General features: G+C 64.3%; 26 protein-coding genes. 13 read left to right on the top strand and 13 right to left on the bottom strand.

Annotation, left to right across the window (positions count from 1 at the left end):
- Positions 1–172 precede the first annotated feature (172 nt).
- Positions 173–889 carry a ribonuclease PH gene (rph, locus tag NKJ80_RS25370; protein ID WP_023672052.1) on the bottom strand — a complete coding sequence of 239 codons (717 nt, stop codon included), beginning with the start codon at positions 887–889 and terminating at the stop codon, positions 173–175.
- A gap of 155 nt (positions 890–1,044) precedes the next feature.
- Between rph and hrcA the strand changes: the two genes are divergently transcribed.
- The 3 genes from hrcA to NKJ80_RS25355 all read left to right on the top strand — a co-directional run bounded on the left by hrcA (position 1,045) and on the right by NKJ80_RS25355 (position 3,822).
- Positions 1,045–2,130, top strand: coding sequence for a heat-inducible transcriptional repressor HrcA (gene hrcA / locus NKJ80_RS25365; protein ID WP_023681233.1), 1,086 nt, complete (start codon positions 1,045–1,047; stop codon positions 2,128–2,130).
- 36 nt (positions 2,131–2,166) lie between these two features.
- Entirely contained in the window at positions 2,167–2,367 is a 201-nt protein-coding gene (locus tag NKJ80_RS25360; RefSeq protein ID WP_023672050.1) for a hypothetical protein, read from the top strand.
- Between the two features lie 105 nt (positions 2,368–2,472).
- The gene (locus NKJ80_RS25355; RefSeq protein WP_352498527.1) at positions 2,473–3,822 is read left to right on the top strand and encodes a PQQ-dependent sugar dehydrogenase; all 1,350 of its coding nucleotides are present in this window, start codon (positions 2,473–2,475) and stop codon (positions 3,820–3,822) included.
- A gap of 24 nt (positions 3,823–3,846) precedes the next feature.
- Here the strand turns inward: NKJ80_RS25355 and NKJ80_RS25350 are convergent, their stop codons facing one another.
- Positions 3,847–4,752: a hypothetical protein gene (locus NKJ80_RS25350; protein ID WP_352498526.1), complete on the bottom strand. Its 906-nt coding sequence runs from the start codon at positions 4,750–4,752 to the stop codon at positions 3,847–3,849.
- Positions 4,753–4,931: 179 nt separating this feature from the next.
- Between NKJ80_RS25350 and NKJ80_RS25345 the strand changes: the two genes are divergently transcribed.
- From NKJ80_RS25345 to NKJ80_RS25335, 3 genes are all read left to right on the top strand, one after another.
- Positions 4,932–5,549, top strand: a complete 618-nt coding sequence (locus tag NKJ80_RS25345; RefSeq protein ID WP_023672046.1) for a LysE family translocator — start codon at positions 4,932–4,934, stop codon at positions 5,547–5,549.
- Positions 5,550–5,728: 179 nt separating this feature from the next.
- Positions 5,729–6,703, top strand: a complete 975-nt coding sequence (gene cysK, locus NKJ80_RS25340; protein WP_023672045.1) for a cysteine synthase A — start codon at positions 5,729–5,731, stop codon at positions 6,701–6,703.
- A gap of 199 nt (positions 6,704–6,902) precedes the next feature.
- The gene (locus NKJ80_RS25335; RefSeq protein ID WP_352498525.1) at positions 6,903–7,529 is read left to right on the top strand and encodes a glutathione S-transferase family protein; all 627 of its coding nucleotides are present in this window, start codon (positions 6,903–6,905) and stop codon (positions 7,527–7,529) included.
- A 9-nt stretch (positions 7,530–7,538) separates the two neighbouring features.
- Here the strand turns inward: NKJ80_RS25335 and NKJ80_RS25330 are convergent, their stop codons facing one another.
- Positions 7,539–8,783: an RNA polymerase sigma factor gene (locus NKJ80_RS25330; RefSeq protein ID WP_023681238.1), complete on the bottom strand. Its 1,245-nt coding sequence runs from the start codon at positions 8,781–8,783 to the stop codon at positions 7,539–7,541.
- Positions 8,784–8,790: 7 nt separating this feature from the next.
- Positions 8,791–9,159, bottom strand: coding sequence for a YciI family protein (locus NKJ80_RS25325; RefSeq protein WP_023681239.1), 369 nt, complete (start codon positions 9,157–9,159; stop codon positions 8,791–8,793).
- 235 nt (positions 9,160–9,394) lie between these two features.
- Between NKJ80_RS25325 and NKJ80_RS25320 the strand changes: the two genes are divergently transcribed.
- Positions 9,395–9,856, top strand: a complete 462-nt coding sequence (locus NKJ80_RS25320) for a RidA family protein (protein ID WP_023687546.1) — start codon at positions 9,395–9,397, stop codon at positions 9,854–9,856.
- Here NKJ80_RS25320 and NKJ80_RS25315 read toward each other — a convergent pair.
- From NKJ80_RS25315 to NKJ80_RS25305, 3 genes are all read right to left on the bottom strand, one after another.
- On the bottom strand, positions 9,819–10,118 hold the full coding sequence (locus NKJ80_RS25315; RefSeq protein WP_023687545.1) for a hypothetical protein: 300 nt from the start codon (positions 10,116–10,118) through the stop codon (positions 9,819–9,821). The genes NKJ80_RS25320 and NKJ80_RS25315 overlap by 38 nt on opposite strands.
- Positions 10,119–10,135: 17 nt before the next feature.
- Positions 10,136–10,561: a thiol-disulfide oxidoreductase DCC family protein gene (locus tag NKJ80_RS25310; protein WP_031199395.1), complete on the bottom strand. Its 426-nt coding sequence runs from the start codon at positions 10,559–10,561 to the stop codon at positions 10,136–10,138.
- Positions 10,562–10,740: 179 nt separating this feature from the next.
- The gene (locus NKJ80_RS25305) at positions 10,741–10,890 is read right to left on the bottom strand and encodes a hypothetical protein (protein WP_196813601.1); all 150 of its coding nucleotides are present in this window, start codon (positions 10,888–10,890) and stop codon (positions 10,741–10,743) included.
- Between the two features lie 344 nt (positions 10,891–11,234).
- On the opposite strand from NKJ80_RS25305, the gene ku reads away from it, so the two are divergent.
- On the top strand, positions 11,235–12,101 hold the full coding sequence (gene ku / locus NKJ80_RS25300; RefSeq protein ID WP_352498524.1) for a non-homologous end joining protein Ku: 867 nt from the start codon (positions 11,235–11,237) through the stop codon (positions 12,099–12,101).
- Positions 12,102–12,112: 11 nt separating this feature from the next.
- Complete coding sequence (gene ligD, locus NKJ80_RS25295; RefSeq protein WP_352498523.1) at positions 12,113–14,623, top strand: DNA ligase D; 2,511 nt, start codon at positions 12,113–12,115, stop codon at positions 14,621–14,623.
- Positions 14,624–14,731: 108 nt separating this feature from the next.
- On the opposite strand, the gene NKJ80_RS25290 is transcribed toward ligD, so the two are convergent.
- Positions 14,732–15,451, bottom strand: a complete 720-nt coding sequence (locus NKJ80_RS25290; RefSeq protein WP_352498522.1) for an ArsR/SmtB family transcription factor — start codon at positions 15,449–15,451, stop codon at positions 14,732–14,734.
- Between the two features lie 69 nt (positions 15,452–15,520).
- Between NKJ80_RS25290 and NKJ80_RS25285 the strand changes: the two genes are divergently transcribed.
- The 3 genes from NKJ80_RS25285 (at position 15,521) to NKJ80_RS25275 (ending at position 16,510) form a co-directional block, all read left to right on the top strand.
- The gene (locus NKJ80_RS25285) at positions 15,521–15,724 is read left to right on the top strand and encodes a DUF1127 domain-containing protein (protein WP_023699206.1); all 204 of its coding nucleotides are present in this window, start codon (positions 15,521–15,523) and stop codon (positions 15,722–15,724) included.
- 85 nt (positions 15,725–15,809) lie between these two features.
- Positions 15,810–16,166 (top strand): NIPSNAP family protein, encoded by a 357-nt coding sequence (locus NKJ80_RS25280; protein ID WP_352498521.1) that lies wholly within the window; start codon positions 15,810–15,812, stop codon positions 16,164–16,166.
- Positions 16,163–16,510: an antibiotic biosynthesis monooxygenase family protein gene (locus tag NKJ80_RS25275; RefSeq protein ID WP_023710357.1), complete on the top strand. Its 348-nt coding sequence runs from the start codon at positions 16,163–16,165 to the stop codon at positions 16,508–16,510. Before NKJ80_RS25280 ends, NKJ80_RS25275 begins: the two co-directional genes overlap by 4 nt.
- Before the next feature lie 156 nt (positions 16,511–16,666).
- Here the strand turns inward: NKJ80_RS25275 and mbfA are convergent, their stop codons facing one another.
- Positions 16,667–17,650 carry an iron exporter MbfA gene (gene mbfA, locus NKJ80_RS25270; RefSeq protein WP_023681248.1) on the bottom strand — a complete coding sequence of 328 codons (984 nt, stop codon included), beginning with the start codon at positions 17,648–17,650 and terminating at the stop codon, positions 16,667–16,669.
- A gap of 164 nt (positions 17,651–17,814) precedes the next feature.
- Between mbfA and NKJ80_RS25265 the strand changes: the two genes are divergently transcribed.
- On the top strand, positions 17,815–18,135 hold the full coding sequence (locus NKJ80_RS25265) for a hypothetical protein (protein WP_023728762.1): 321 nt from the start codon (positions 17,815–17,817) through the stop codon (positions 18,133–18,135).
- A gap of 112 nt (positions 18,136–18,247) precedes the next feature.
- Here NKJ80_RS25265 and NKJ80_RS25260 read toward each other — a convergent pair whose 3' ends face one another.
- From NKJ80_RS25260 to NKJ80_RS25245, 4 genes are all read right to left on the bottom strand, one after another.
- A complete protein-coding gene (locus NKJ80_RS25260; protein ID WP_352498520.1) occupies positions 18,248–18,619 on the bottom strand; it encodes an endonuclease domain-containing protein in 372 nt (123 codons plus the stop codon).
- Between the two features lie 95 nt (positions 18,620–18,714).
- Positions 18,715–19,086: a hypothetical protein gene (locus NKJ80_RS25255; protein WP_023681251.1), complete on the bottom strand. Its 372-nt coding sequence runs from the start codon at positions 19,084–19,086 to the stop codon at positions 18,715–18,717.
- 315 nt (positions 19,087–19,401) lie between these two features.
- Positions 19,402–19,749, bottom strand: coding sequence for a hypothetical protein (locus tag NKJ80_RS25250; protein ID WP_352498519.1), 348 nt, complete (start codon positions 19,747–19,749; stop codon positions 19,402–19,404).
- Between the two features lie 417 nt (positions 19,750–20,166).
- Complete coding sequence (locus tag NKJ80_RS25245) at positions 20,167–20,544, bottom strand: hypothetical protein (RefSeq protein WP_352498518.1); 378 nt, start codon at positions 20,542–20,544, stop codon at positions 20,167–20,169.
- Between the last annotated feature and the right edge of the window lie 4 nt (positions 20,545–20,548).

Raw genomic sequence — 20,548 nt, 5'->3', positions numbered from 1 at the left:
CTGCCGGGCATCTCCCCCGCAAGGGGGGAGATTGGCAGTTCCGCTGGCGGCGTCTCAACGTTGATGGTTGGCGAAAACGGTAGCGACCTCTGATCTCCCCCCTTGCGGGGGAGATGGCCGGCAGGCCAGAGGGGGGTGTGAAGGATCGCCGACGTCATCACGTTAAATTCAATCAGGCCACAGCCATCTGCTGCAAGCTCACCAGCCGCTGAATGCCCTTCTTTGCCAGGCCCATCAGCTCCGCGAACTGCCCTTCCGAGAACGGCTCGCCCTCGGCGGTGCCCTGGATCTCGACGATGCCGCCCTTGCCGGTCATGACGAAATTGGCGTCGGTGCCGGCAGATGAATCCTCGATGTAGTCGAGGTCGATGACCGGCTGGCCGTCATGGATGCCGCAGGAAATTGCCGCGACATGGTCTTTCAGCACCTTGGCAACGCTGGCCATCTGCCGCGCTTCCATCCAGCGCAGGCAATCGTAAAGCGCCACCCAGCCGCCGGTGATCGAGGCCGTGCGGGTGCCGCCATCGGCCTGGATGACGTCGCAGTCGACGGTGATCTGCTGTTCGCCCAGCGCCTGCAGGTCGACAACGGCGCGCAAGGAGCGGCCGATCAGCCGCTGGATTTCCAGCGTGCGGCCGCCTTGCTTGCCGGCCGAGGCTTCACGGCGCATGCGCTCGCCGGTCGAACGCGGCAGCATGCCGTATTCGGCCGTCACCCAGCCCTTGCCGGAATTGCGCATCCAGCCCGGCACCTTTTCCTCCAGGCTCGCCGTGCACAACACATGCGTGTCGCCGAATTTCACCAGGCACGAGCCTTCCGCGTGTTTGGAGACGCCGCGCTCGAAGGAGATGGCGCGCATTTCGTCGGCTTGGCGTTTAGAAGGGCGCATCGAGGCCTCTTTCTGTTCTTTTACGGTTGCGTCGGCGGCTTGTAGACGCATGCAGCCCATGGCGCAAAGGAAAAGGCCGGGCGATCTGGCACAGACGCCGGGTTGCGCGGGGGCGATGGAAGTCTATATCCTTGAGCCGGAGGTTTTTGGCTCGAATGACCAAGGCAGTCACCGAACCCAGTCTGCTGGCGCCCGCGCTGCAATCGCTCGACATGCGTTCGCGCGACATTTTTAGGCGCATCGTCGAATCCTATTTGAAGGACGGTGAGCCTGTGGGATCGCGCAGCCTGTCGCGCATCCTGCCGTCGTCGCTGTCGCCGGCCACCATCCGCAACGTGATGAGCGACCTCGAGCATCTCGGCCTGATCTATGCCCCGCACATCTCGGCCGGGCGCCTGCCGACCCAGACCGGCCTGCGCTTCTTCGTCGATGCCTTCATGGAGCTTGGCGATCTCTCCGACGAGGAACGCCGGGTCATCGAGGCGCAGGTGCGCGCCTCCGGCTCGGGCGCGACGCTGGAACACATGCTGACCGAGGCCAGCCAGATGCTGTCGGGCATGTCGCGCGGCGCCGGCCTGGTGCTCGCCACCAAGAACGAGGTGGCGCTGAAGCACATCGAGTTCATCCAGCTCGAGCCGACCAAGGCGCTGGCGGTGATGGTGTCGCAGAATGGCGATGTCGAGAACCGCGTCGTCGACCTGCCGGCCGGCATCACCGTCTCGCAGCTGCACGAGGCCTCCAACTTCCTCAACGCCCATATCAGGGGCCGCACGCTCGCCGAGGCGCGCATCGAGATCGCCCGTATCAAGGACGAGACCCGGGCAGCGCTGGACACGTTGTCGCAGGACCTGGTCGAGAAAGGCCTGGCGGTGTGGGCCGGCGCCGACAGCGGCCTGCCGGCGCGCCTTATCGTGCGCGGCCGCGCCAATTTACTCGAAAACGTCACCGCCCAGGCCGATATCGAATTGCTGCGCCACCTGTTCGAGGATCTGGAGACGCAGGACGGGCTGATCCAGCTGCTCGACCTCGCCGAGGACGGCCCCGGCGTGCGGATCTTCATCGGCTCGGAAAACAAGCTGTTCTCGCTCTCCGGCTCGTCGCTGGTCGTGGCGCCTTACCGCGACAAGGACGCCCGCGTCGTCGGCGCGCTCGGCGTCATCGGCCCGACCAGGCTGAATTATGCCCGCATCGTGCCTATGGTCGACTACACGGCCCAATTGATTACCCGGATGTTAAGATAATTCGAAAGCCGGGATCACCGCAAAGGAGGGCGCAGAATGGCGCTTGAATCGTTCAAGGCCCAGATCAGCATGCTGCTCGAAGAAATGGTCAACCAGCCGGAGGACGAGCACGAAATCCAGGAGCAGCTGCGCGAAAAACTGCGCGAAATGCGCGCCATGGGCTTGCCGCTGCCGGAAGATCTCGTCGCATTGGAAAAGCGTCTCGACGACGATCTGGACGTCGAAGAGGAAAGTTGAGCGGTTCTCTCGTCGAATCTGCGCGCGCACGCTTCTCTTTTGCGGCGGCCGCACAATATCTCCTTTGTCGTGACGCGCGACCGGCGCGAGTTCGAGGAGAACAGCATGATCCGGATTGCCGGCTTCGCAGGCCTTTCCCTGCTTCTGGCCACCAGCGCCTTCGCCCAGCAGGCTGATCAACTGCTGCTGACCGGCAAGGACGCTTTCGGCGACTGGAAGGCCGACAAGCCAGGTGTGCGCCGGCTGATCAAGCCGGATGATCTGCAAAAGCCCAACATCACCGAATCCGCCTCCAACAGCGCCGGCCTTGGCGATCGGCCCGAGGGCGCGAAGCCCGTCCTGCCGCCTGGGTTTTCGGCCGAACTGGTTGCTTCCGGCATTTCCAATCCGCGGGTCGTGCGCGTGGCGCCGAACGGCGACCTGTTCGTCGCCGACAGCGACGCCAACCAGATACGCGTCTATCGGCTGGCCAAGGGTAGCGCGAAGCCGGCCGAAGAGGGCATTTTTGCCGACAATCTCAACCAGCCCTATGGCATCGCCTTCTACCCGCCTGGCGACAAGCCGCAATGGGTCTACGTCGCCAACAACGACAGCGTGGTCCGCTACGCCTATCGCGACGGCGACCTTAAAGCCTCCGGCGAACCGGAGACGATTGTCTCCGACATCCCTACCGGCGGCCACTGGACCCGCGATATCGCCTTCTCGCCGGACGGGAAGACGCTGTATCTCTCGGTCGGCTCCGGATCTAACGTGGCGGAGGGCATGGGGAAGGCACCGAATAGCGGCGTTGACGCCTGGGCAAAATCACAGCCACTCGGCGCCACCTGGGGTTCCGAGGATGGCCGTGCCGACGTGCTGGCCTTCGGCCCCGACGGCAAGAATGGCCGCATCCTCGCTACCGGCCTGCGCAATTGTTCGGGCATGACCGTGCAGCCGGCGACCGGCGCGCTGTGGTGTGTCGTCAACGAGCGCGACGGTCTCGGCGACGATGTGCCGTTCGAATATGCCACCTCCGTCAAGGACGGCGCCTTCTATGGCTGGCCCTGGTATTATATCGGCGCCAACGAGGACCCGCGTCACGAGGGCGCGCGCCCAGACCTCGCCGGCTCGGTCACCGTGCCCGACGTGCTGATGCAGGCGCATTCGGCGCCGCTCAACATCGCGTTCTATGACGGCGGCAATTTCCCGGCAGAGTACAAGGGTGACGCATTCGTCGCCCTGCACGGCTCCTGGAACCGTGGTATGAGGACCGGCTACAAGGTGGTGCGGCTGAGATTCAGCGACGGCAAGCCGACCGGCGAGTACCAGGATTTCATCACCGGCTTCGTCCTCTCCGACGACGCCGTCTGGGGCCGGCCGGTCGGCGTCGCGGTGGCCAGGGACGGTGCGCTTATCGTCACCGAGGATGGCAACGGCACCATCTGGCGCATCACCCATGTCGACGGCCCGTCCTGAGCCGGCGAACAGCGCAATCCGGCCCTAATGTACGTCCCGATGGATCACCTTGGGATAGGTATGGATCACCTCGGCCGATGAGACACGGTCATCGAAACCGGTATCCCTGAGATTGAAGAGGCCGACCGAGCCGAAGGACTTCTTCGCCCCTTGCGCGAAGCGGCCGTCGCTGAAATCGTGTTCGTAAAGCGTCACCGTGACGTGGCCGGCATTGAGCTTCGGCACGTAAACACTGCTGATGGTGTCGTTGGCGAGGCCAAGCTGGTTGACGTTGAAGCGATAGAGGTCCTGCACCATGCGCCGGGCCGCATTGCCAATGATCATCCAGTATTCGCGGCGCGAAGCGCGGTTCGGGTCGATGAGTTTGAGCGGCGCCTTGCGGCCAAGCCCGAGCCAGTGCTCGAACACCATCACATTGGCGCCCCAGGGATAGGGATAATTGGACTTGTCGATGATGCGTGGCGGGCCATCCTCGGCAATCTCGGCGGTATCGACATAATCCAGCCATTGCAGCTGGAACGACGCTTCCACGTTGAGGTCGGTATTGCGCGGATCGGCAGCAATGATGCGCCAGTCCGAGACCGGCGGATATTTGGTGTCGAGGTCGATGTAGAATTCGCCTTTGGCGGTGTCGTCGGGGTCTATCTTTTGCGGTCCGTCACGCTCGATCGCCACCAGCCGCACCTTGAAGCGGTTGTTGACGACCAGCGGATAGATCATCGGACGAACGGGGTAGGCGCCAGGGTTCCGGCTGTCGGTAAAATATCCAGTCTGCGGAACGACATCGCTATCGCCCTTGTCGAACAGGCTGAAAGCCTGACGCCCATCGAACCACAGATACCATTCCAGCTCGTGGACGTGACCGCGTGCCTCGGAATAGTTGTTGGGCATCCACTTCATGAGCTGGATGTGAAGTCTTTTGGCTAACATGGGTGCTCCTGCCGTTCGGAGCCATGCGAGATAGCCGACCGCCTTCGGGGCGTAAGTGAACCCATCTCTCGCTTTCAGGCGAGGATGACCGGCTTTCATGTCCTGCTTGGCGCAATCGAATCCGTTTTGCCGTTGCAGGCTTTCATGGCATCAGAGTCGTTTCACGAGGTGCGACCGTCATGACCCTCACCGGCTTCCTTGCCTATAGTGCTGCGCTGGGCATCGCCGCCGCCATTCCCGGGCCCGGCGTCACCGCGCTTGTGGCGCGGGCGCTCGGATCCGGCTTCCGCTCATCGCTGGCGATGTCGTTCGGCCTGATGCTCGGCGACCTCATTTATCTCACCGCGGTGGTGCTCGGCCTTGCCTTTGTCGCGCAAAGCTTCGGCATGGTGTTTCTCGCCATCAAATGGCTGGGCGTCTCCTATCTCGCCTTCCTCGGCTGGCGTTTCTGGACGGCCGGGATCACGCCCGAGACTGTCGAGGCCAGGAAAGGCAAGGGCGGCCTGGTATCGAGCTTCCTTGCCGGCCTCACCGTCACGCTGGGCAACCCGAAAACGATGATCTTCTACCTCGCCATCACGCCGACCATCGTCGACCTGAAGACCATCACGCTCGCCGACTACGGCATCCTGGTCGCGCTCACCGTCATTGTGCTCTTCGTGGTGCTGGTGCCATATCTTGCGCTGGCCGCCAAGGCGCGCTGGTTCCTGAAATCGCCACGCGCGCTGAAGGCGCTTAACCGCACCGCCGCCGGCTTCATGGTGGGCGCGGCCGCTGCCATTGCCGCACGTCAGTAGATCGGTTCAGGCCCATCCATTCCGCCGATCGGTCCATCCGGAAAATGCGGCTTGAGGAGACAAGCGTTTTCAGCAAGCGGCCCACTCGATATTTTCGGCCGGCAGCCTATCTTGCGCGGGCGAAAGCCCTATTCTGTCCGCCGACGCCAATTGCCTGATCTGATTTGGGAGCGAAACCAATGAACAAGCCTTCCGCGCGCGTGCCCGGCCGCGGCCGTGTCTACAACTCGATCACCGAGACGATCGGCGACACGCCGCTGGTGCGGCTCGACAAGTTCGCCAAGGAGAAGGGCGTCGTTGCCAACCTTCTTGCCAAGCTCGAATTCTTCAATCCGATCGCCTCGGTCAAGGACCGCATCGGCGTTTCCATGATCGAGGCGCTGGAAGCGTCGGGCCGGATCAAACCCGGCAAGACGACGCTGATCGAGCCGACCTCGGGGAATACCGGCATCGCGCTCGCCTTCGCCGCCGCCGCCAAGGGCTACAAGCTAATCCTGACCATGCCCGAAACCATGTCGGTGGAGCGCCGCAAGATGCTGGCGCTGCTCGGCGCCGAACTGGTGCTGACGGAAGGGCCGAAAGGCATGAAGGGCGCCATCGCCAAGGCCGACGAATTGGCCGCCACCCTGCCTGACGCCGTCATCCCGCAGCAGTTCGAAAACCCGGCCAACCCGGAGATCCACCGCCGCACCACCGCCGAGGAGATCTGGAACGACACCGATGGCGGGGTCGACATCTTCGTCGCCGGCATCGGTACCGGCGGCACGATCACCGGCGTCGGCCAGGTGCTGAAGCAACGCAAGCCCTCGGTGCATGTCGTCGCCGTCGAGCCGGAGGCCTCGCCGGTGCTGTCGGGCGGCCAGCCCGGCCCGCACAAGATCCAGGGCATCGGCGCCGGCTTTGCGCCCAAGATCCTCGACACCTCGATCTATGACGAGATCGTCAAGGTCTCCAACGAGGATTCGGTCGCCAACGCCCGCCTCGTCGCCCGCCTTGAAGGCGTGCCGGTCGGCATCTCGTCGGGCGCTGCCCTGCAGGCCGCCATCGCCGTCGGGTCGCGGCCGGAGAACAAGGGCAAGAACCTGGTGGTGATCATCCCGTCCTTCGCCGAGCGCTATCTGTCGACGATCCTGTTCGACGGGCTGGGGGCTTAACGTCTTAACTGGATAGGCGGCGATCCTTCGCACCCCCCTCTGCCCTGCCGGGCATCGGGGGTGCTGTCCCTCCGACATCGGAAGTCTCATGGCTGGACCGCAGAAAACCCGGCCGTGGCGTCCGCCACCGGCTTGAGCGGGAGGCGGCTTCAGGGTCAAATCGCCCCGGCCTGCTTCGCGCGGGCAGGGGGAGAATCACATGTACAAGCTTTACACGCGCCCAGGCAGCGGCGGTTTTGTCGTCGAGGCCGCATTGGCGCTGGCAAACGCGCAATTCGACCAGATCGATGTGCCCAAGAAGGATCCGCCGGACCCGGCTTTCCTCGACATCAGCCCGTTGAACCAGGTTCCGGTGCTGACCTTGCCCAACGGTCAATCGATAACCGAATCGGCGGCGATCTGCATCCTGCTTGCCGAGCGCCATCCGGAGGCGGGTCTGGCGCCGGCCGCCGGATCGCCGGATCGCGCCGGTTTCCTGCGCTGGATGGCGTTCATGTCATCGGTGCTCTACCCCGCCATCCTGCGCCTCTACTATGCCCATCGCTACACCGCCGATGCCGACGGCAGGAAAGCCGTCAAGCAGGCAGCCATTGCCGAGATGGACCGCGGCTTCGCCATTGTCGATGCAGCCCTCGAGGGGCGCGGCTGGCTGGTCGGCGACGCGATGTCGCTGGCCGACATCTACCTCGTCATGCTGGTGGCCTGGCACCCCGATATGGACAAGGCGCGAGCCGACTGGCCGAACATCGAACGCTTATGGTCGGCGCTGCGCGCGCATCCGCTGATGAAACGGCTCAACACCACGCATGAAATGTGGCCGGCCTGAACGGACGCTTCAATTTCGCAGGATCGCCCGTTTCGCCTGCAGGAAGCGGCGCACGGCGGGGTCGCGTTCAAGGCCGATCGCCCGGTCATAGGCTTCGACCGCTTGCGCCGCATTGCCGAGCCTGGCCAGCAGGCCGGCGCGAGCGGCCCAATAGGGCTGATAGTCGTTGAGCCGCTTGTCGTCGCCCAGCACGTAGAGCGCCGCCAGTCCTGCCGCCGCCCCTTCGGCCTCGGCAATCGCCACGGCGCGGTTGATCGAAATCACCGGCGAGCCTGATATCGCCGACAGCGCATCGTAGAAGTTACGGATCGCCGCCCAATCGGTTTGGCCGGTCCGTCGCCGCGTCGCATGCACCGATTGTACCGCCGCTTCGAGCTGGTAGCGGCCGATGACGCCAATGGTGGCGGCGTGGCCCAGCAGCGACTCGGCTTCGTCGATCAGCGCGTGATCCCAAAGACGGCAATCCTGTTCGGCGAGCGGCACATAATCTCCAGCCGCATCGCGCCGCGCCGGGCGGCGCGCCTCGGCAAACAGCATCAGCGCCAGCAGGCCGAGCGCTTCCGGTTCGTCCGGCATCAGCGATGCCACCAGCCGCCCGAGCCAGATGCCTTCGGTCGCCAGATTGCGCACTCTCGTCTCGGTCCCTGCCGGGTCGGTCCAGCCTTCGGCGAAAGCCGCGTAGATCGCTTCCAGCACCGTTCCCAGCCGCTCGCCGAGTTCGGCGCGATCCGGCACGCGGAACGGAATGCCGATCTCGCGGATGCGGCTCTTGGCGCGCACCAGACGCTGGCCCATCGTCGCCGGCGAAACCAGGAAGGCCGAGGCGATCGTCGCCGCGTCGAAACCCAGAACCGTCTGCAGGATCAGCGGCGCCCGCACGCTGGCTTCGATCGCCGGATGCGCACAGGCAAACATCAGCCTGAGACGTTCGTCGGGAAGGTCTTCGTCTTCCATGCTCGCCTCCATCTCCTCGGCCATCAGCTTGAGATGGTCGCGGCTCGCCTCGCTGGTCAGCCGACGGCGCACCGCGTCGACGCGCCGCCGGCGCGCCACGGCCAGCAGCCATGCTTCCGGCTTCTCGGGCACGCCGGTCTGTGGCCAGCGCTCAAGGGCCGCGGCAAAGGCCTCGGCCAGCGCGTCCTCGGTGCCGGCTACGTCGCGGGTGCGCGCAGCAAGGTAGGCGACCAGCTTGCCGTAACTCTGCCGGGCGGCCGCTTCGGCCGCCGCCCGCGCGATCTCCGGGCGATTGTCCATCACGGTTTCATTTCTTGGGCATGTAGTCGGCCATTTCCCAGATCGGCCGCAACTCGACCGTGCCGGCGCTCGCCGCCGGACAGCGCGCCGCCCAGTCGATGGCGGTATCGATATCGGCCGCCTCGATCATGTAGAAGCCGGCAAGCTGCTCCTTGGTGTCGGCATAGGGGCCGTCGATCACGTTGGTCTTGCCGTCTGTGATCCGCACCGAGGTGGTCGCCTGGGTCGGGCGCAACCGTTCGCCGGCGAGCCATGCGCCGGATTTCTTCAACGCTTCGGTATAGGCGGCATATGCTGCGCTCATCTGCTGAGCCTTCTCGATTGGCGTGTTCGCCTGCGCGGCTTCGTCGCTGTTGATCAAAAGCATGTATCGCATGGGTCTTCTCCCGTGGTTTCGAAGGCCGCGTCCTAGCGGGGCCAGACGTATGTCGCGCGGCGGCGGCCGATTTCGACAGGCTTCAGAAAAAACTTTCGCCTCCGCCAGGAGATTTCGCAAGGACCAGATGTTCCTTCGTCTGCTGGCGGATGACCGGCAGCGGACTGGCCGTGGCTCCGCACAGCACTATCTTCTGTCGTTGGCGGGCACGTCACACGAGGCGTGGGAGAAGAGAATGGAACTCGTGACCCACAAGAAATTCAAGAACGGCCGGTTGATGCCATGGGGCAAAGGCACGGTCGTCAGCGGTGCGAAAGGCACCGTCTATCTCTGCGGCAACACCGCGACATCGGCTGACTACGATCCGGCCGGCAAGAAGGGTGGCGGCTTCGCCGGCGATGCCGCGGCGCAGTGGCGGGAAGTTCTCGGCAACATCAAATCGGATCTGGAAGAACTTGGCAGCGGGCTCGACCATCTCATCAGGCTGACCTTTTTCGTCAAAGGGCCATTTCCCGACGGCGGCGTCCTCAGCTCGCCTAATTTTCGTCTCGACGTGCTGGACGCGTTTTTCGCCGAGCATTGTCCGAAGCATTGCAGCGACAACAATCCGCCGCCTTCGGAGGTAATCGGCGTCGCAGCGCTTGCCCAGGCAGACATCGTCATCGAGATCGTCGCCGTCGCGGCGCTGCCGGACTGAGGCGCGAACGAACAGGCCGGCCTTGCGCGACGTCGCCGTTGCGATCGAAGCGCGTCGGCACGAGCGGCGGCGCCGCGCCGGTGCGGGTTTTGCACCAGGCCTCGGCTTTGGCCAGTGAGCGCCCGGCGACGAGCAGGATCAGGCGTGGCTCGCTCTCCAGCAATTGCACGATGCGGCCGCCGAAAATGCCATAGCCGCCAACGACCAGAAGCCTATGGCGCCGCTCTTTTTGCGTATGTCGTTTTCCCGGAACCGAGGTCACTTTTGGGTGACAGGCGATTAGCCGATCACGCGCGCACGTATCGCGGCGGACAGGATCTCGCAACTGTCCTTGCGGCCGAACATGGCGTAGCGGTTTTTGGCGATGCGTTCGTAGAGCCAGTCACGCAAGGGGCGCGGGATGAGCAGCAGGGCCTTCGCCGCCCGCCACGGCCAGCCGAGTTCGGCCATCACCGCGATGAAACTGTCCAGCCGCATGAAGGGAGCGCCGCCGACAAGGACCAGATTGGTCTCGTAGCTGTCGGTGCGCAGCCCGTATCTCTGGAACAGCGCCTCGCCGAAGGGCGACTGCGCCGTGGCGAAGCGGAAGCGGTTTTTGCGGTCGAGCCCGACCACCGTGCGTACGAAGCCCGAGCACAGCACGCAGACGCCGTCGAAAACGATCAATGGCTGGCTGGCATCGAAGGGTTCAGGAGAAGAAGTCACGGGACGTCCGGCAGCTTGTGTCTTCAGACACTAAGCCCGCCGGCAGCGGGATCAAAGCCGCGGCGTTGTCGCACGGCTTCTCGCGGCCAGCGCGGGGCGCTCGGCGCGATAGGTGGTTGCGCGGGGATCGGCCTCCGGTCTGCAGATCCGGCTGTCGTGACGCGTTTCGAATGTCATGATCAATGCGCGCCGAGCGAGCTGCCGCGACGGGCGCAGGCCGGACCCGGGCCGCGCATGTAGTAGCGCTCCGGCCGATAGGTCGGCGCGATGAACTCACGGATGGCGGCGGCATAGCCGGCGATGTGGCCCCAGAATTTCATTTTACTCAAGTCCCTGTCCCGATTTTCGGATGTCCCGTCCGATTGCGGGGATCATAGCGTCGAGGCGTGAATAGTCGGTGAACACGATGTTAATCTTTGGTCGAAAACCCCATGCTTCGTGGCCGGAATGCGGCTGTTTGGGGGTCTTTCGGTGTGGTTCGTCGCCATTTCCGGCATTGTGACTTTTGCATCACATATGTTTCGTATGGATGTCGCTTGAGCGCGGTTCTGTTTCAATTTGGCGAGCCTCTCGAAATTTCCATGCTCGCTGCCGAAATGCCCCTGGCTGCGCGCCCGGAACCGGAACGGGCCTTGCCCGTTCTCGCTTGAACCGCATCGCGCAGGAGTTCGCCATGGCACCTCGCCCCGCCTGGAAGGGCTATCTGAAACTGTCGCTGGTCACCTGCGCTGTCGAACTGACCAACGTCGTCACCCACGCCGAAAAAGTTTCGTTCCGGGTGCTCAACCGCAAGACCGGCAACACGGTCAAGCGCATCTATGTCGATTCTGAAACCGGCAAGCCGCTGGGCGATGGCGACGAGATCAGGGGCTATGAGGTGAGCCCCGGTGAGTTCGTCTATATCGAGGACGAAGAGATCGAAGCGGTGCAGATCGAGTCCTCGCACACGATGGCGCTGGACGGCTTCGTCGACAAAGCCTCGATAGAGCAGATCTATCTCGACACGCCCTATTATGTCACGCCCGCCGACAAGGTGTCGGAGGAGGCCTTTGCCGTCATCCGCGATGCCATGGCGGACAAGAAGATGGCCGGGCTGGCGCGCGTCGTGCTCTATAGCCGCGAGCGGCCCGTGGTGATCGAGCCGCGCGGCAAAGGCATGGTGCTGACCACCTTGCGCTACGGCAACACGGTGCGGGAGCCGGAGAGCATCTTCGGCGACATCAAGGCGGTGAAGACCGACCAGGAGATGACCGATATGGCCGAACGCATCATCGACAAGAAGAAGGGGAAGTTCGATCCGTCGACATTCGAGGACAAGTTTGAGGACGCGCTGCTCGAACTGATCCGCGCCAAGAAGGCCGGAAAGAAGGCTCCGAAAGCGCAGGCCGCGCCCAAGCCGTCCAATGTCGTCAATCTGTTCGACGCGCTGAAGAAGAGCCTGTCCGATGGCGGCCAGGCGGAAGTCTCGGCGAAGAAGGCCAAGCCGGCGGCAAAAAGCGGCAAGGCGAAAGCTTCTGCGCCCAAGCGCAAGTCGGCTTGAGGGTCGGCGCCGTGGCCAGCCTCGAACAATATCAGTCCAAGCGCGATTTCAAGAAGACGGCCGAGCCGGGGGGCAAGGTCGCGCGCGGCAAGCAGCCCGGCGGCATCTTCGTCGTCCAGAAGCACGACGCGACCAGGCTGCACTATGATTTCCGCCTCGAGCATGAGGGCGTGTTGTGGAGCTGGGCGGTGACGCGAGGCCCGAGCCTCGACCCGCACGAAAAGCGGCTGGCCGTGCATGTCGAGGACCACCCGATCGACTATGCCGGCTTCGAGGGCACCATTCCCAAGGGCGAGTATGGCGGCGGCACCGTCATCGTCTGGGACGAAGGCACATGGACGCCAGAGATCGACCCCGCCAAGGCGATGAAGAAGGGCCATATCGACTTCGAACTCAACGGCCAGAAGCTGAATGGGCGGTGGCATCTGGTCAGGTTAAGACCCCGCCCTGGCGAAAAGCGCGACAACTGGCTGCTGATCAAATCCGACGATGCCGCCGCCCGCCCCGGCGAGGATATCCTGAAGGACGCACCGAAATCGGTGAAGTCCGGCCTGACCATCGAAGAGGTCGCGGAAGGCAAGACCGCCGACGGCAAGAAGCCGAAGGTCTGGCACTCCAACAAGCCTGCGGCATCCAGCAAGGCGAAAGCCGGCAAGCGCCTCGACTTCGTCGAGCCGCAACTGGCGACGCTGGAGCGCGAGGCGCCGCCCGGCGAGGACTGGCTGCATGAGGTCAAATTCGACGGCTACCGCATGCAGGCGCAGATCGCCGGCACGGAGGTGCGGCTGCTGACCCGCACCGGCCTCGACTGGACGGAGAAATTCGGCCCTGAGATCGTCGCGGAACTGGCCCAGCTGAAATGCAGCGACGCCATCATCGATGGCGAGATCGTCGTGCTCGCCGACAGCGGCGTTTCATCCTTCTCGCTGCTGCAGCAGGATCTCTCCGCCAATCGAACCGACCGCTTCACCTACTATGTGTTCGACCTGATGCGGCTTGACGGCAAGGATTTGCGCCGCGAGCCGCTGGTCGAGCGCAAGCAGGCGCTGCAGGAGCTGCTCGGCGAGACGGCCGAAAATGCCGCTGTTCGCTTCAGCGACCATTTCGCGGAGCCCGGCAAGATCATGCTGCAGCACGCCTGCCGCATGGGCCTCGAAGGCATCGTCTCCAAGCGCGCCGATGCGCCCTACCGCAGCGGCCGTGGCCCGAGCTGGGTGAAATCGAAATGCACGGCCCGCCAGGAATTCGTCATCGGCGGGTATCTGCCCTCGGACAAGACCGGCCGCGGCCTGCGTTCGCTGCTGGTCGGCTACCACGAGGGCGGCAAGCTCCACTACGCCGGCCGCGTCGGCACGGGCTTCACAGCCAGGAGCGCCACCGATTTGAAGAAAAAACTCGATGCGCTGAAGGCAGACGCCTCGCCCTTTGCCGCCGCCGTGCCGAAGGGCAAGGGCCTGGTCTGGGTCAGGCCCGAACTTGTCGGCGAAGTGGAGTTCCGCAGCTGGACCTCGGACCGTATAATACGCCACGCGTCGTTCCAGGGACTGCGCGAGGACAAGCCGGCAGAGGAAGTCGTGCAGGAAAAGCCATCGAAGGCGGCGAACAAGGCAAGGCCCGCGGCAAGCGGCGCCGGCAAGGCCGCCGGGGCTAAGGCGCCCGCGACGATCACGACCAGGGTAAAACTATCCCATCCCGACAAGCTGCTGTGGCCCGAGGAAAAAATATCCAAACAGGCTTTGCTCGAACACTACGCGCTGGTCTGGCCGCGCATGGAGCAGTTCGTCGTCAACCGGCCGCTCAGCCTAGTCAGGGCGCCGGATGGCATCGGCGGCCCGCGCTTCTTCCAGAAACATACTTCGGCCGGCATGAGCGACAAGATTGCCCGGATGAAGGACCCGACCGATGGCGAGGAAATCCTGTTCATCCGCGATTTCGACGGCCTTGCCGCTCTGGTCCAGTATGGCGTGGTCGAGGTCCACATCTGGGGCTGCAAGATCGACGCGCTGGAAAAGCCGGATCAGATCATCTTCGATCTCGATCCCGATGAAGGCGTCGACGTCAAGGCGGTGCGCGAGGCCGCGCTCGACATCAGAGGCAAGCTCGACGATCTGTCGCTGCCGAATTTCGTCAAGCCGTCAGGCGGCAAGGGCTATCACGTGCTGGTGCCGCTGAAGCCGTCGGCGGATTGGGAGGCGGTCAAAACCTTCTCGCATGATTTCGCCAAGGCGCTGGAGCAGGCCGCGCCCGACCGCTACACGGCGACGCTGTCGAAAAAGGCGCGCACGGGAAAAATCTTCGTCGACTATCTCCGCAACGGCAGGGGCTCGACCACGGTCGCGCCCTACTCCTCGCGGGCGAAGAAGGGCGCGACGGTGTCGGTGCCGGTAACGTGGGCGGAGGTTGAAAAGGGGCTGGCGCCGAATTCCTTCCCGATCGGGGGCAAGACGACGCTGAAGGAACTAGCGGAGGCCGATCCGTGGGCGGATTTCTTCAAGCAGGGGAAGGTGCTGAAGCGGGGGTGAGCGTCGCGCGCCTCACCTGCTACGCAAGCGTTCCGTCACACCCCCCTCTGTCCGGCAGGACAGAGGGGGGTGCTGTCCCACCAGCGTCGCCCAATTAGCGCCTGCAAACTAACCCAAAAACACCTGCTCGAACGCCTGCTTCCCCGGCGGTGAAAACACCACCGCGCGGCTGTCCTTCTCCCGCCTTGCCCATTTCTCCGACAGGATCTTGTCCAGAATAGCCGCGCCGAGCGTTCCCGCGAGGTGCGAGCGGCGCACGCTCCAGTCGAGACAGGCGCGGCAGACCGGCCGGCGCGGCTTGGCGCCGACATCGATACCGAGGGCCGAAAAATATGACGCCGCCGACGGCCCGAGCCTGATCTCCCCCGGCCGGATCTGCCCCGGCCTGATCTCCCCGAGCCTGATCTCCTTGTCGTCGCGCAACAGGATGCCGCGCGCGACGAGCCGGTCGAGCATCGCCACCGCCTGTTCGCCGGCGAGGTGGTCGTAGCAGACGCGGGCCACGCGCATGGCGCCGTCGCGCGGGCCGGGCCGCACCCGCTTGGGGCCGACCGCTTCGGCCACCCCGGTGATCGCCTCGATCATGCCGGCAACCTGCGGCCCGGCGAGGCCGTAATAGCGATGCCGTCCCTGGCTGGCCAAAGTTAAAAGCCCGCCCTCCATCAGTTTCGACAGATGCGAGGACGCCGTCGGCAGCGAGACGCCGGCCTCCAGCGCCAGTTCGCTCGCCGTCAAAGCCGTGCCGCCCATCAGCGCATTCAGCATGTTTGCTCGCGCCGGATCGCCGACCAGGCTGCCGATGCGGGCGATGTCGGGTCCTTCACGCATAGTTAGGTCTCCATCGAAGCATTCTCGTCAGATAAGCATTATTGTCGGGCGGGATCAAGGAGAACGCCGATGCCAACCGCTTCCGCCCCACTCGCCAGCCGCCGGCCGTTCCCGTTCGTCACCTGGCTGCAACGGCGGCTGCTCGCCCGCTGGTACGACCGCCATCTGCAGCGGCTCGACCTCGCGGAGGTCGACGACCATCTGCTGCGCGATCTCGGCCTGACCCGTGAGGATGTGCGCCGCGAATGCGCAAGGCCCTTCTGGCAGGCCTGACAGCCAGCGCTTTTGCTTAGCGGACCCTGCGGCACAACGTTTCGACGCCGCTCGAACTATCCACGCGAAACCCAAGGAGTTCACGATGGCCATCACCTGCTTCATTCGCTATAAGATCGACCCGTTCGGCAAGCCGGCCTTCGAGCAATATGCCAAGGCCTGGGGCCAGGCGATCCCGCGCTGCGGCGCCGATTTGATCGGCTACTACGCCCCGCACGAGGGCTCGGCCACCACCGCCTACGCCGCCTACAACATCGACAGCCTCGCCGCCTACGAAGCATATCGCGCCCGTCTCGCCGCGGATCCGGCGGGCAAGGCCAATTACGAATTCGCCCGCCGGGAAAAGTTCATCTTGAAAGAGGACCGCATCTTCCTGAAGCTGGTGTCGGGGCCGCATGGACCGCGGCAGCTGTTCCAGACCGTGGTCAAGGAGGAGATATGATCGCTGTCATCTTCGAGGTGCAACCGGCTGAGGGAAAGCGCGACGCCTATCTCGGCATCGCTGCGGAACTCAGGCCGCTGCTCGACGGCATCGACGGTTTCATCTCGATCGAGCGCTTTCAGAGCCTGGGCGATCCCAACCGGGTCCTGTCGCTGTCCTTCTGGCGCGACGAGGAAGCGGTGAAAGCCTGGCGCAATACGGAAGAGCATCGGCAGGCGCAGCATGCGGGCCGCGGCGGAATATTTGCCGGCTACCGGCTGCGCATTGCGCATGTGGTGCGGGACTATGGCCTGACGGAGCGGGATGAAGCGCCGGCGGACAGCAGGGCGGTGAATTGTGACTAGGTATCGGCGTCGCGCCAGGCCCCCTCATCCGGCCGCTTCGCGGCCACCTTCTCCCCGCTGGGGAGAAGAGACTGGCGCAGGCGTCGAAAATCTCCTCTCCCCTCGGGGAGAGGTCAGCCGAGCGTAGCGGAGGCTGGGTGAGGGGGCGCTTGGCGCTCACGCATTCCCGATCAGCACCCCGGCCGCAAACACCAGCGCCCCACCCAGCACCACCTGAAACGCCGCGCGCAGAAACGGGGTTTGCATGTAGCGGTTCTGGACGAAGGCGATTGCCCACAGTTCGAAGAAAACCACCACGGCCGCCACCGCCGTCGCCGTCCAGAAATGCGGGATGATGTAAGGCAGCGCGTGGCCCAGCCCACCCAGCGTCGTCATGATGCCGACGGTGAGGCCGCGCTTGATCGGCGAGCCACGCCCTGACAATTTGCCGTCGTCGGAAGCGACCTCGGTAAAGCCCATCGAAATGCCGGCGCCGATCGAGGCGGCGAGGCCCACCAGCAGCGTCTGCCAGGTGTCGTGCGTGGCAAACGCCGCGGCAAAGATCGGCGCCAGCGTCGACACCGAGCCGTCCATCAGCCCGGCAAGCCCGGGCTGCACATAGGTCAGGATGAACTGGCGTTGCTCGGCGCTGGCTTCCTCGTCCTTCACCTCGCCCGGCACAAGTTTCTGCTCCAGCCGATGCGCCGAATTCTCATGGCTTTGCTCGGCCGCGGCCAGGTCGCCGAGCAGTTTCCGGGTCGAGGCATCGCCGGTGCGCTTGGCCGCCTCGACATAGAAGCGATAGGCCTGCCGCTCCATCTCTTCGGCTTGGCGCCGCACATGCTCGATGCCGAGCGGCCGCACCAGCCAGTCGGGCTTGCGCTCGTAATAGCCTTTCACGTGCTCGCGGCGCAGCAGCGGAATGCGCTCGCCGAAACGCTTGCGGTAAAGCTCGATCAGGGAATCACGATGGCCGTCCTCCTCCTCCGCCATCGCCTCGAACACTTTCGCCGATTGCGGAAAACTGTCCGCCAGCCCGTCGGCATAGGCGCGGTAGATGCGCCCGTCATCCTCTTCGGATGAAATTGCCAGGGCCAGGATCTCCTGTTCCGACAGCGTTTCGAAAGGACGGCGGCCGAAACCGAAGACACGGGAAAGCATGAGAAATTCACCCCAGTTTAGAACAATTCTAAACTAGGCGCTGCAGTCTCCGCGGTCAATCACCAGTCAAGAAATGTTGAAGCGCCGGATTGCAACGCGCCCTTCATTATCGGCAAATGTTCGCCTATATCGGTCGCGATACGCAAGCGAAAGGCATGAGCAAGATGACGGCAAAGCCGCACGACCACTTCGATCCGAAACCCGTCCTCGATCTGATCGCCAGCATCGAGGCCGATTTGCAGCGGCTGAAAGGCCTGGTCGAACAGCAGGTCGAAAAATTCGACCCCGCCAATCCGCACAACAAGGCGCCCGACGGCAAGCTGACCGAGGAGGGCGTCGAATGCTGCTACCGCCTGTTCGACGAAGGCAGGTCGCGCTACTCGGTCGCCCAGCAGATGAAGATCTCGTTTGCCGCCGCGACGCACCGGTTCAACTCCTGGCGCAAGGCGGGCGGGCCGAAGCGGCAGAGGGCGTTGCTGGGCTAATTGGCGAAAGCCGCGGGGAAACCCGATCTCCCCCTCGTGGGGGAGATGGCCGGCAGGCCAGAGGGGGGCGCTGTCCCGCCGACCTTTCCCTGCCCTAAAGCCCCAGCACCGTTCAGGATGCGCCTCCAAGCCCAGCCGCAATCACAATATGCTGGCAGACATTGTCGATGTCGCGGATGACGTCGTCATTCCAGAACCGCAGGACGGTCCAGCCATCTTGTTCGAGGTGCGATGTCCGCGTTTCATCACTGGCAGCCGCGCCGGCGTCCGCATGCTGGGAGCCATCGACTTCGATGACCAGCTTCTTCTCCGGGCAAGCGAAATCGACGATGTAGGCGGCAATCGGAAATTGTCGCCGGAAGCCAAGCCCCATCAGCCGGTGGGCACGAAGTTCGTTCCAGAGCTTGAGTTCGGCTGGCGTCAGGACTTTGTGCATCGATCTGGCGTTTGCGCGATGTCGAGGCGGTAGAGGCGTGTGCGGCATTACGATGCTCGGTGGTGCGGAGGCTTGCGCTCTATGGCGCCCCCCTCTGTCCTGCCGGACATCTCCCCCACTTGGGGGGAGATTGGTTGTACTTCCTACGGCGTCAGTTCAATTTCCTCCGTCTCGCCGCCATTGCAGGTGTAGCAGCAATCCTCGCATCTTTCCTTGTTGTTGGGGCCGACGCCCCAATAGGTTCCCTCGTCGCCGTCGACCCAGGCGCCGTAGCAGATGGACTCGCCTTCGTCGCACGACACCGGGATCTGCTTGGTCTCGCCATCGTCGAGATAAAAATCCTTGTCATTGCCCGGCCAGACATAGTCGCGGTCCTGGCTGTAGAGCTCGAGGCGCATGGCGTTGGGATGGCTGTTCTTGACGGCGAAGGTGATGTCGGCTGCGTGCGCTGCCGGCGCAAACAGCGCCGCAAGCGAGAGCGCGACGACGACGCGGCGCAGACAAGTGAAAGACATTGAAACCCCCGAGGCAAATCGGCCCCCCGGCCGAGGGAACCAGCATCGCATGATGGCGGCTGACATTGAAGGGGAGCGGCTGACTGATTTTGGGGTGATTGGCGAAGGCGGCGGAGCGCTAATCTCCCCCCTCGTGGGGGAGATGCCTGGCAAGGCAGAGGGGGGCGCTGTCCCGCCGACCTCTCATTCCTGCAGCCGCGTCATTTCAATTTTAGGCTTGCTGATCCATACGCTGGCGATCCTTCGCGCGCCCCTCTGTCCTGCCGGACATCTCCCCCACGAGGAGGGAGATCAGCAGCTTCGGCGCCCCGCCCCTCACTCCACCAGATCGATCGTCTCGGTCGTTTTCTCCACGCAGATGAAACAGCACGTATCGCACGGCTGGTCATTATCCGGCCCTACGCCGGCCGAAATCGCATCATTGCCATTCACCCAGGCGCCATAGCAGATGTTCTCGCCCGGATTGCACGAGATCGGCACCGATTTCTGCGAGCTCGGCTCGATCAGAAACACCTGACCACCGCCCGGCCACGACATCTTGCGGTCACGGCTGAACAACTCCACCGCCACCGCCTGGCTGCGCAGGTTCTTGACGAAGAACGCCATATCGGCGGCGTGCGCCGGCGTGGCGATGAGGAGGGCGGCAAGGGTGAGGCGGAGCATGATGGGCGGTCCCGAATCGGAGATGCGAGGGTCGCACGCCGCGAGGGCCGGGCCTAGAGCCACGGCTAGGCAAGTCCCCCTCACCCGGATTGCCAGCCGAATTGCGAAAGGCAATTCGGGGCAATCCGACCTCTCCCCGAGGGGAGAGGAGCTCGCTCGGCGCTGGTGCTCGCTTCTTCTCCCCAGCGGGGAGAAGGTGGCCGCGAAGCGGCCGGATGAGGGGGCGGCCTCGTGATACCCTACGCCCCCTACTGCCCCACTTCACATGCGGCGCCAGCCGTCGGATCGCGTCAATCACCTCGGCGACTTCAGCAACGTCCATATCCAGCCGGCAAAGGTCAGCACCAAAACGGATAGCCGGCGGCGGGCAGCGGCGCCGAGGTCGGCAGCAAGGGCGCGCCCCACAGCACCCCACCGTCACCACAAACAGGATGGCGCGCCGGTGAGCCGCATCCACAGGGCAACGGTGCTCGCTGCGCCGATCAGCACGAGCGCTGCCGCCCACAGCGAGATGCCGCCGACATAGGAGGGAAGGCTGGCCTCCAGCCCCGCCGCATTGCCGGCCAAAAGCAGGCTCTCGCCGGCGAGGAAGGTGAGGAACCCCGCGGCTACGCAATCATTGCCCAGCCGCTGGTATTTCATGGTCAGCAGCGCGGTGGCGACGACGAGTGCCACGCCATCGATCGCCCAGAGCGTTTCGCGCAGTGGCGCGCTGGCCACGAAGGTGCCAGCCAGGCCGAAGACGCCGCCGATGGCGAGGCCGATTGCGGCGATGGTGTCGGAGGTGGTGCGCATGCGG

The organism is Mesorhizobium sp. M0030 (genome assembly GCF_040323695.1).
Taxonomy (GTDB): domain Bacteria; phylum Pseudomonadota; class Alphaproteobacteria; order Rhizobiales; family Rhizobiaceae; genus Mesorhizobium.
The sequence above is the reverse complement of the archived record's forward strand: the minus strand, read 5'-3'. Positions and strand labels throughout refer to the sequence as shown.

What these genes read in the sequence shown, in the direction of transcription:
- rph (WP_023672052.1), bottom strand. Translation starts at nt 889, where the DNA reads ATGCGCCCTTCTAAACGCCAAGCCGACGAAATGCGCGCCATCTCCTTC.
- hrcA (WP_023681233.1), top strand. Translation starts at nt 1,045, where the DNA reads ATGACCAAGGCAGTCACCGAACCCAGTCTGCTGGCGCCCGCGCTGCAA.
- NKJ80_RS25360 (WP_023672050.1), top strand. Translation starts at nt 2,167, where the DNA reads ATGGCGCTTGAATCGTTCAAGGCCCAGATCAGCATGCTGCTCGAAGAA.
- NKJ80_RS25355 (WP_352498527.1), top strand. Translation starts at nt 2,473, where the DNA reads ATGATCCGGATTGCCGGCTTCGCAGGCCTTTCCCTGCTTCTGGCCACC.
- NKJ80_RS25350 (WP_352498526.1), bottom strand. Translation starts at nt 4,752, where the DNA reads ATGTTAGCCAAAAGACTTCACATCCAGCTCATGAAGTGGATGCCCAAC.
- NKJ80_RS25345 (WP_023672046.1), top strand. Translation starts at nt 4,932, where the DNA reads ATGACCCTCACCGGCTTCCTTGCCTATAGTGCTGCGCTGGGCATCGCC.
- cysK (WP_023672045.1), top strand. Translation starts at nt 5,729, where the DNA reads ATGAACAAGCCTTCCGCGCGCGTGCCCGGCCGCGGCCGTGTCTACAAC.
- NKJ80_RS25335 (WP_352498525.1), top strand. Translation starts at nt 6,903, where the DNA reads ATGTACAAGCTTTACACGCGCCCAGGCAGCGGCGGTTTTGTCGTCGAG.
- NKJ80_RS25330 (WP_023681238.1), bottom strand. Translation starts at nt 8,783, where the DNA reads ATGGACAATCGCCCGGAGATCGCGCGGGCGGCGGCCGAAGCGGCCGCC.
- NKJ80_RS25325 (WP_023681239.1), bottom strand. Translation starts at nt 9,159, where the DNA reads ATGCGATACATGCTTTTGATCAACAGCGACGAAGCCGCGCAGGCGAAC.
- NKJ80_RS25320 (WP_023687546.1), top strand. Translation starts at nt 9,395, where the DNA reads ATGGAACTCGTGACCCACAAGAAATTCAAGAACGGCCGGTTGATGCCA.
- ku (WP_352498524.1), top strand. Translation starts at nt 11,235, where the DNA reads ATGGCACCTCGCCCCGCCTGGAAGGGCTATCTGAAACTGTCGCTGGTC.
- NKJ80_RS25290 (WP_352498522.1), bottom strand. Translation starts at nt 15,451, where the DNA reads ATGCGTGAAGGACCCGACATCGCCCGCATCGGCAGCCTGGTCGGCGAT.
- NKJ80_RS25285 (WP_023699206.1), top strand. Translation starts at nt 15,521, where the DNA reads ATGCCAACCGCTTCCGCCCCACTCGCCAGCCGCCGGCCGTTCCCGTTC.
- NKJ80_RS25280 (WP_352498521.1), top strand. Translation starts at nt 15,810, where the DNA reads ATGGCCATCACCTGCTTCATTCGCTATAAGATCGACCCGTTCGGCAAG.
- NKJ80_RS25275 (WP_023710357.1), top strand. Translation starts at nt 16,163, where the DNA reads ATGATCGCTGTCATCTTCGAGGTGCAACCGGCTGAGGGAAAGCGCGAC.
- mbfA (WP_023681248.1), bottom strand. Translation starts at nt 17,650, where the DNA reads ATGCTTTCCCGTGTCTTCGGTTTCGGCCGCCGTCCTTTCGAAACGCTG.
- NKJ80_RS25265 (WP_023728762.1), top strand. Translation starts at nt 17,815, where the DNA reads ATGACGGCAAAGCCGCACGACCACTTCGATCCGAAACCCGTCCTCGAT.
- NKJ80_RS25260 (WP_352498520.1), bottom strand. Translation starts at nt 18,619, where the DNA reads ATGCCGCACACGCCTCTACCGCCTCGACATCGCGCAAACGCCAGATCG.
- NKJ80_RS25255 (WP_023681251.1), bottom strand. Translation starts at nt 19,086, where the DNA reads ATGTCTTTCACTTGTCTGCGCCGCGTCGTCGTCGCGCTCTCGCTTGCG.
- NKJ80_RS25250 (WP_352498519.1), bottom strand. Translation starts at nt 19,749, where the DNA reads ATGCTCCGCCTCACCCTTGCCGCCCTCCTCATCGCCACGCCGGCGCAC.
- NKJ80_RS25245 (WP_352498518.1), bottom strand. Translation starts at nt 20,544, where the DNA reads ATGCGCACCACCTCCGACACCATCGCCGCAATCGGCCTCGCCATCGGC.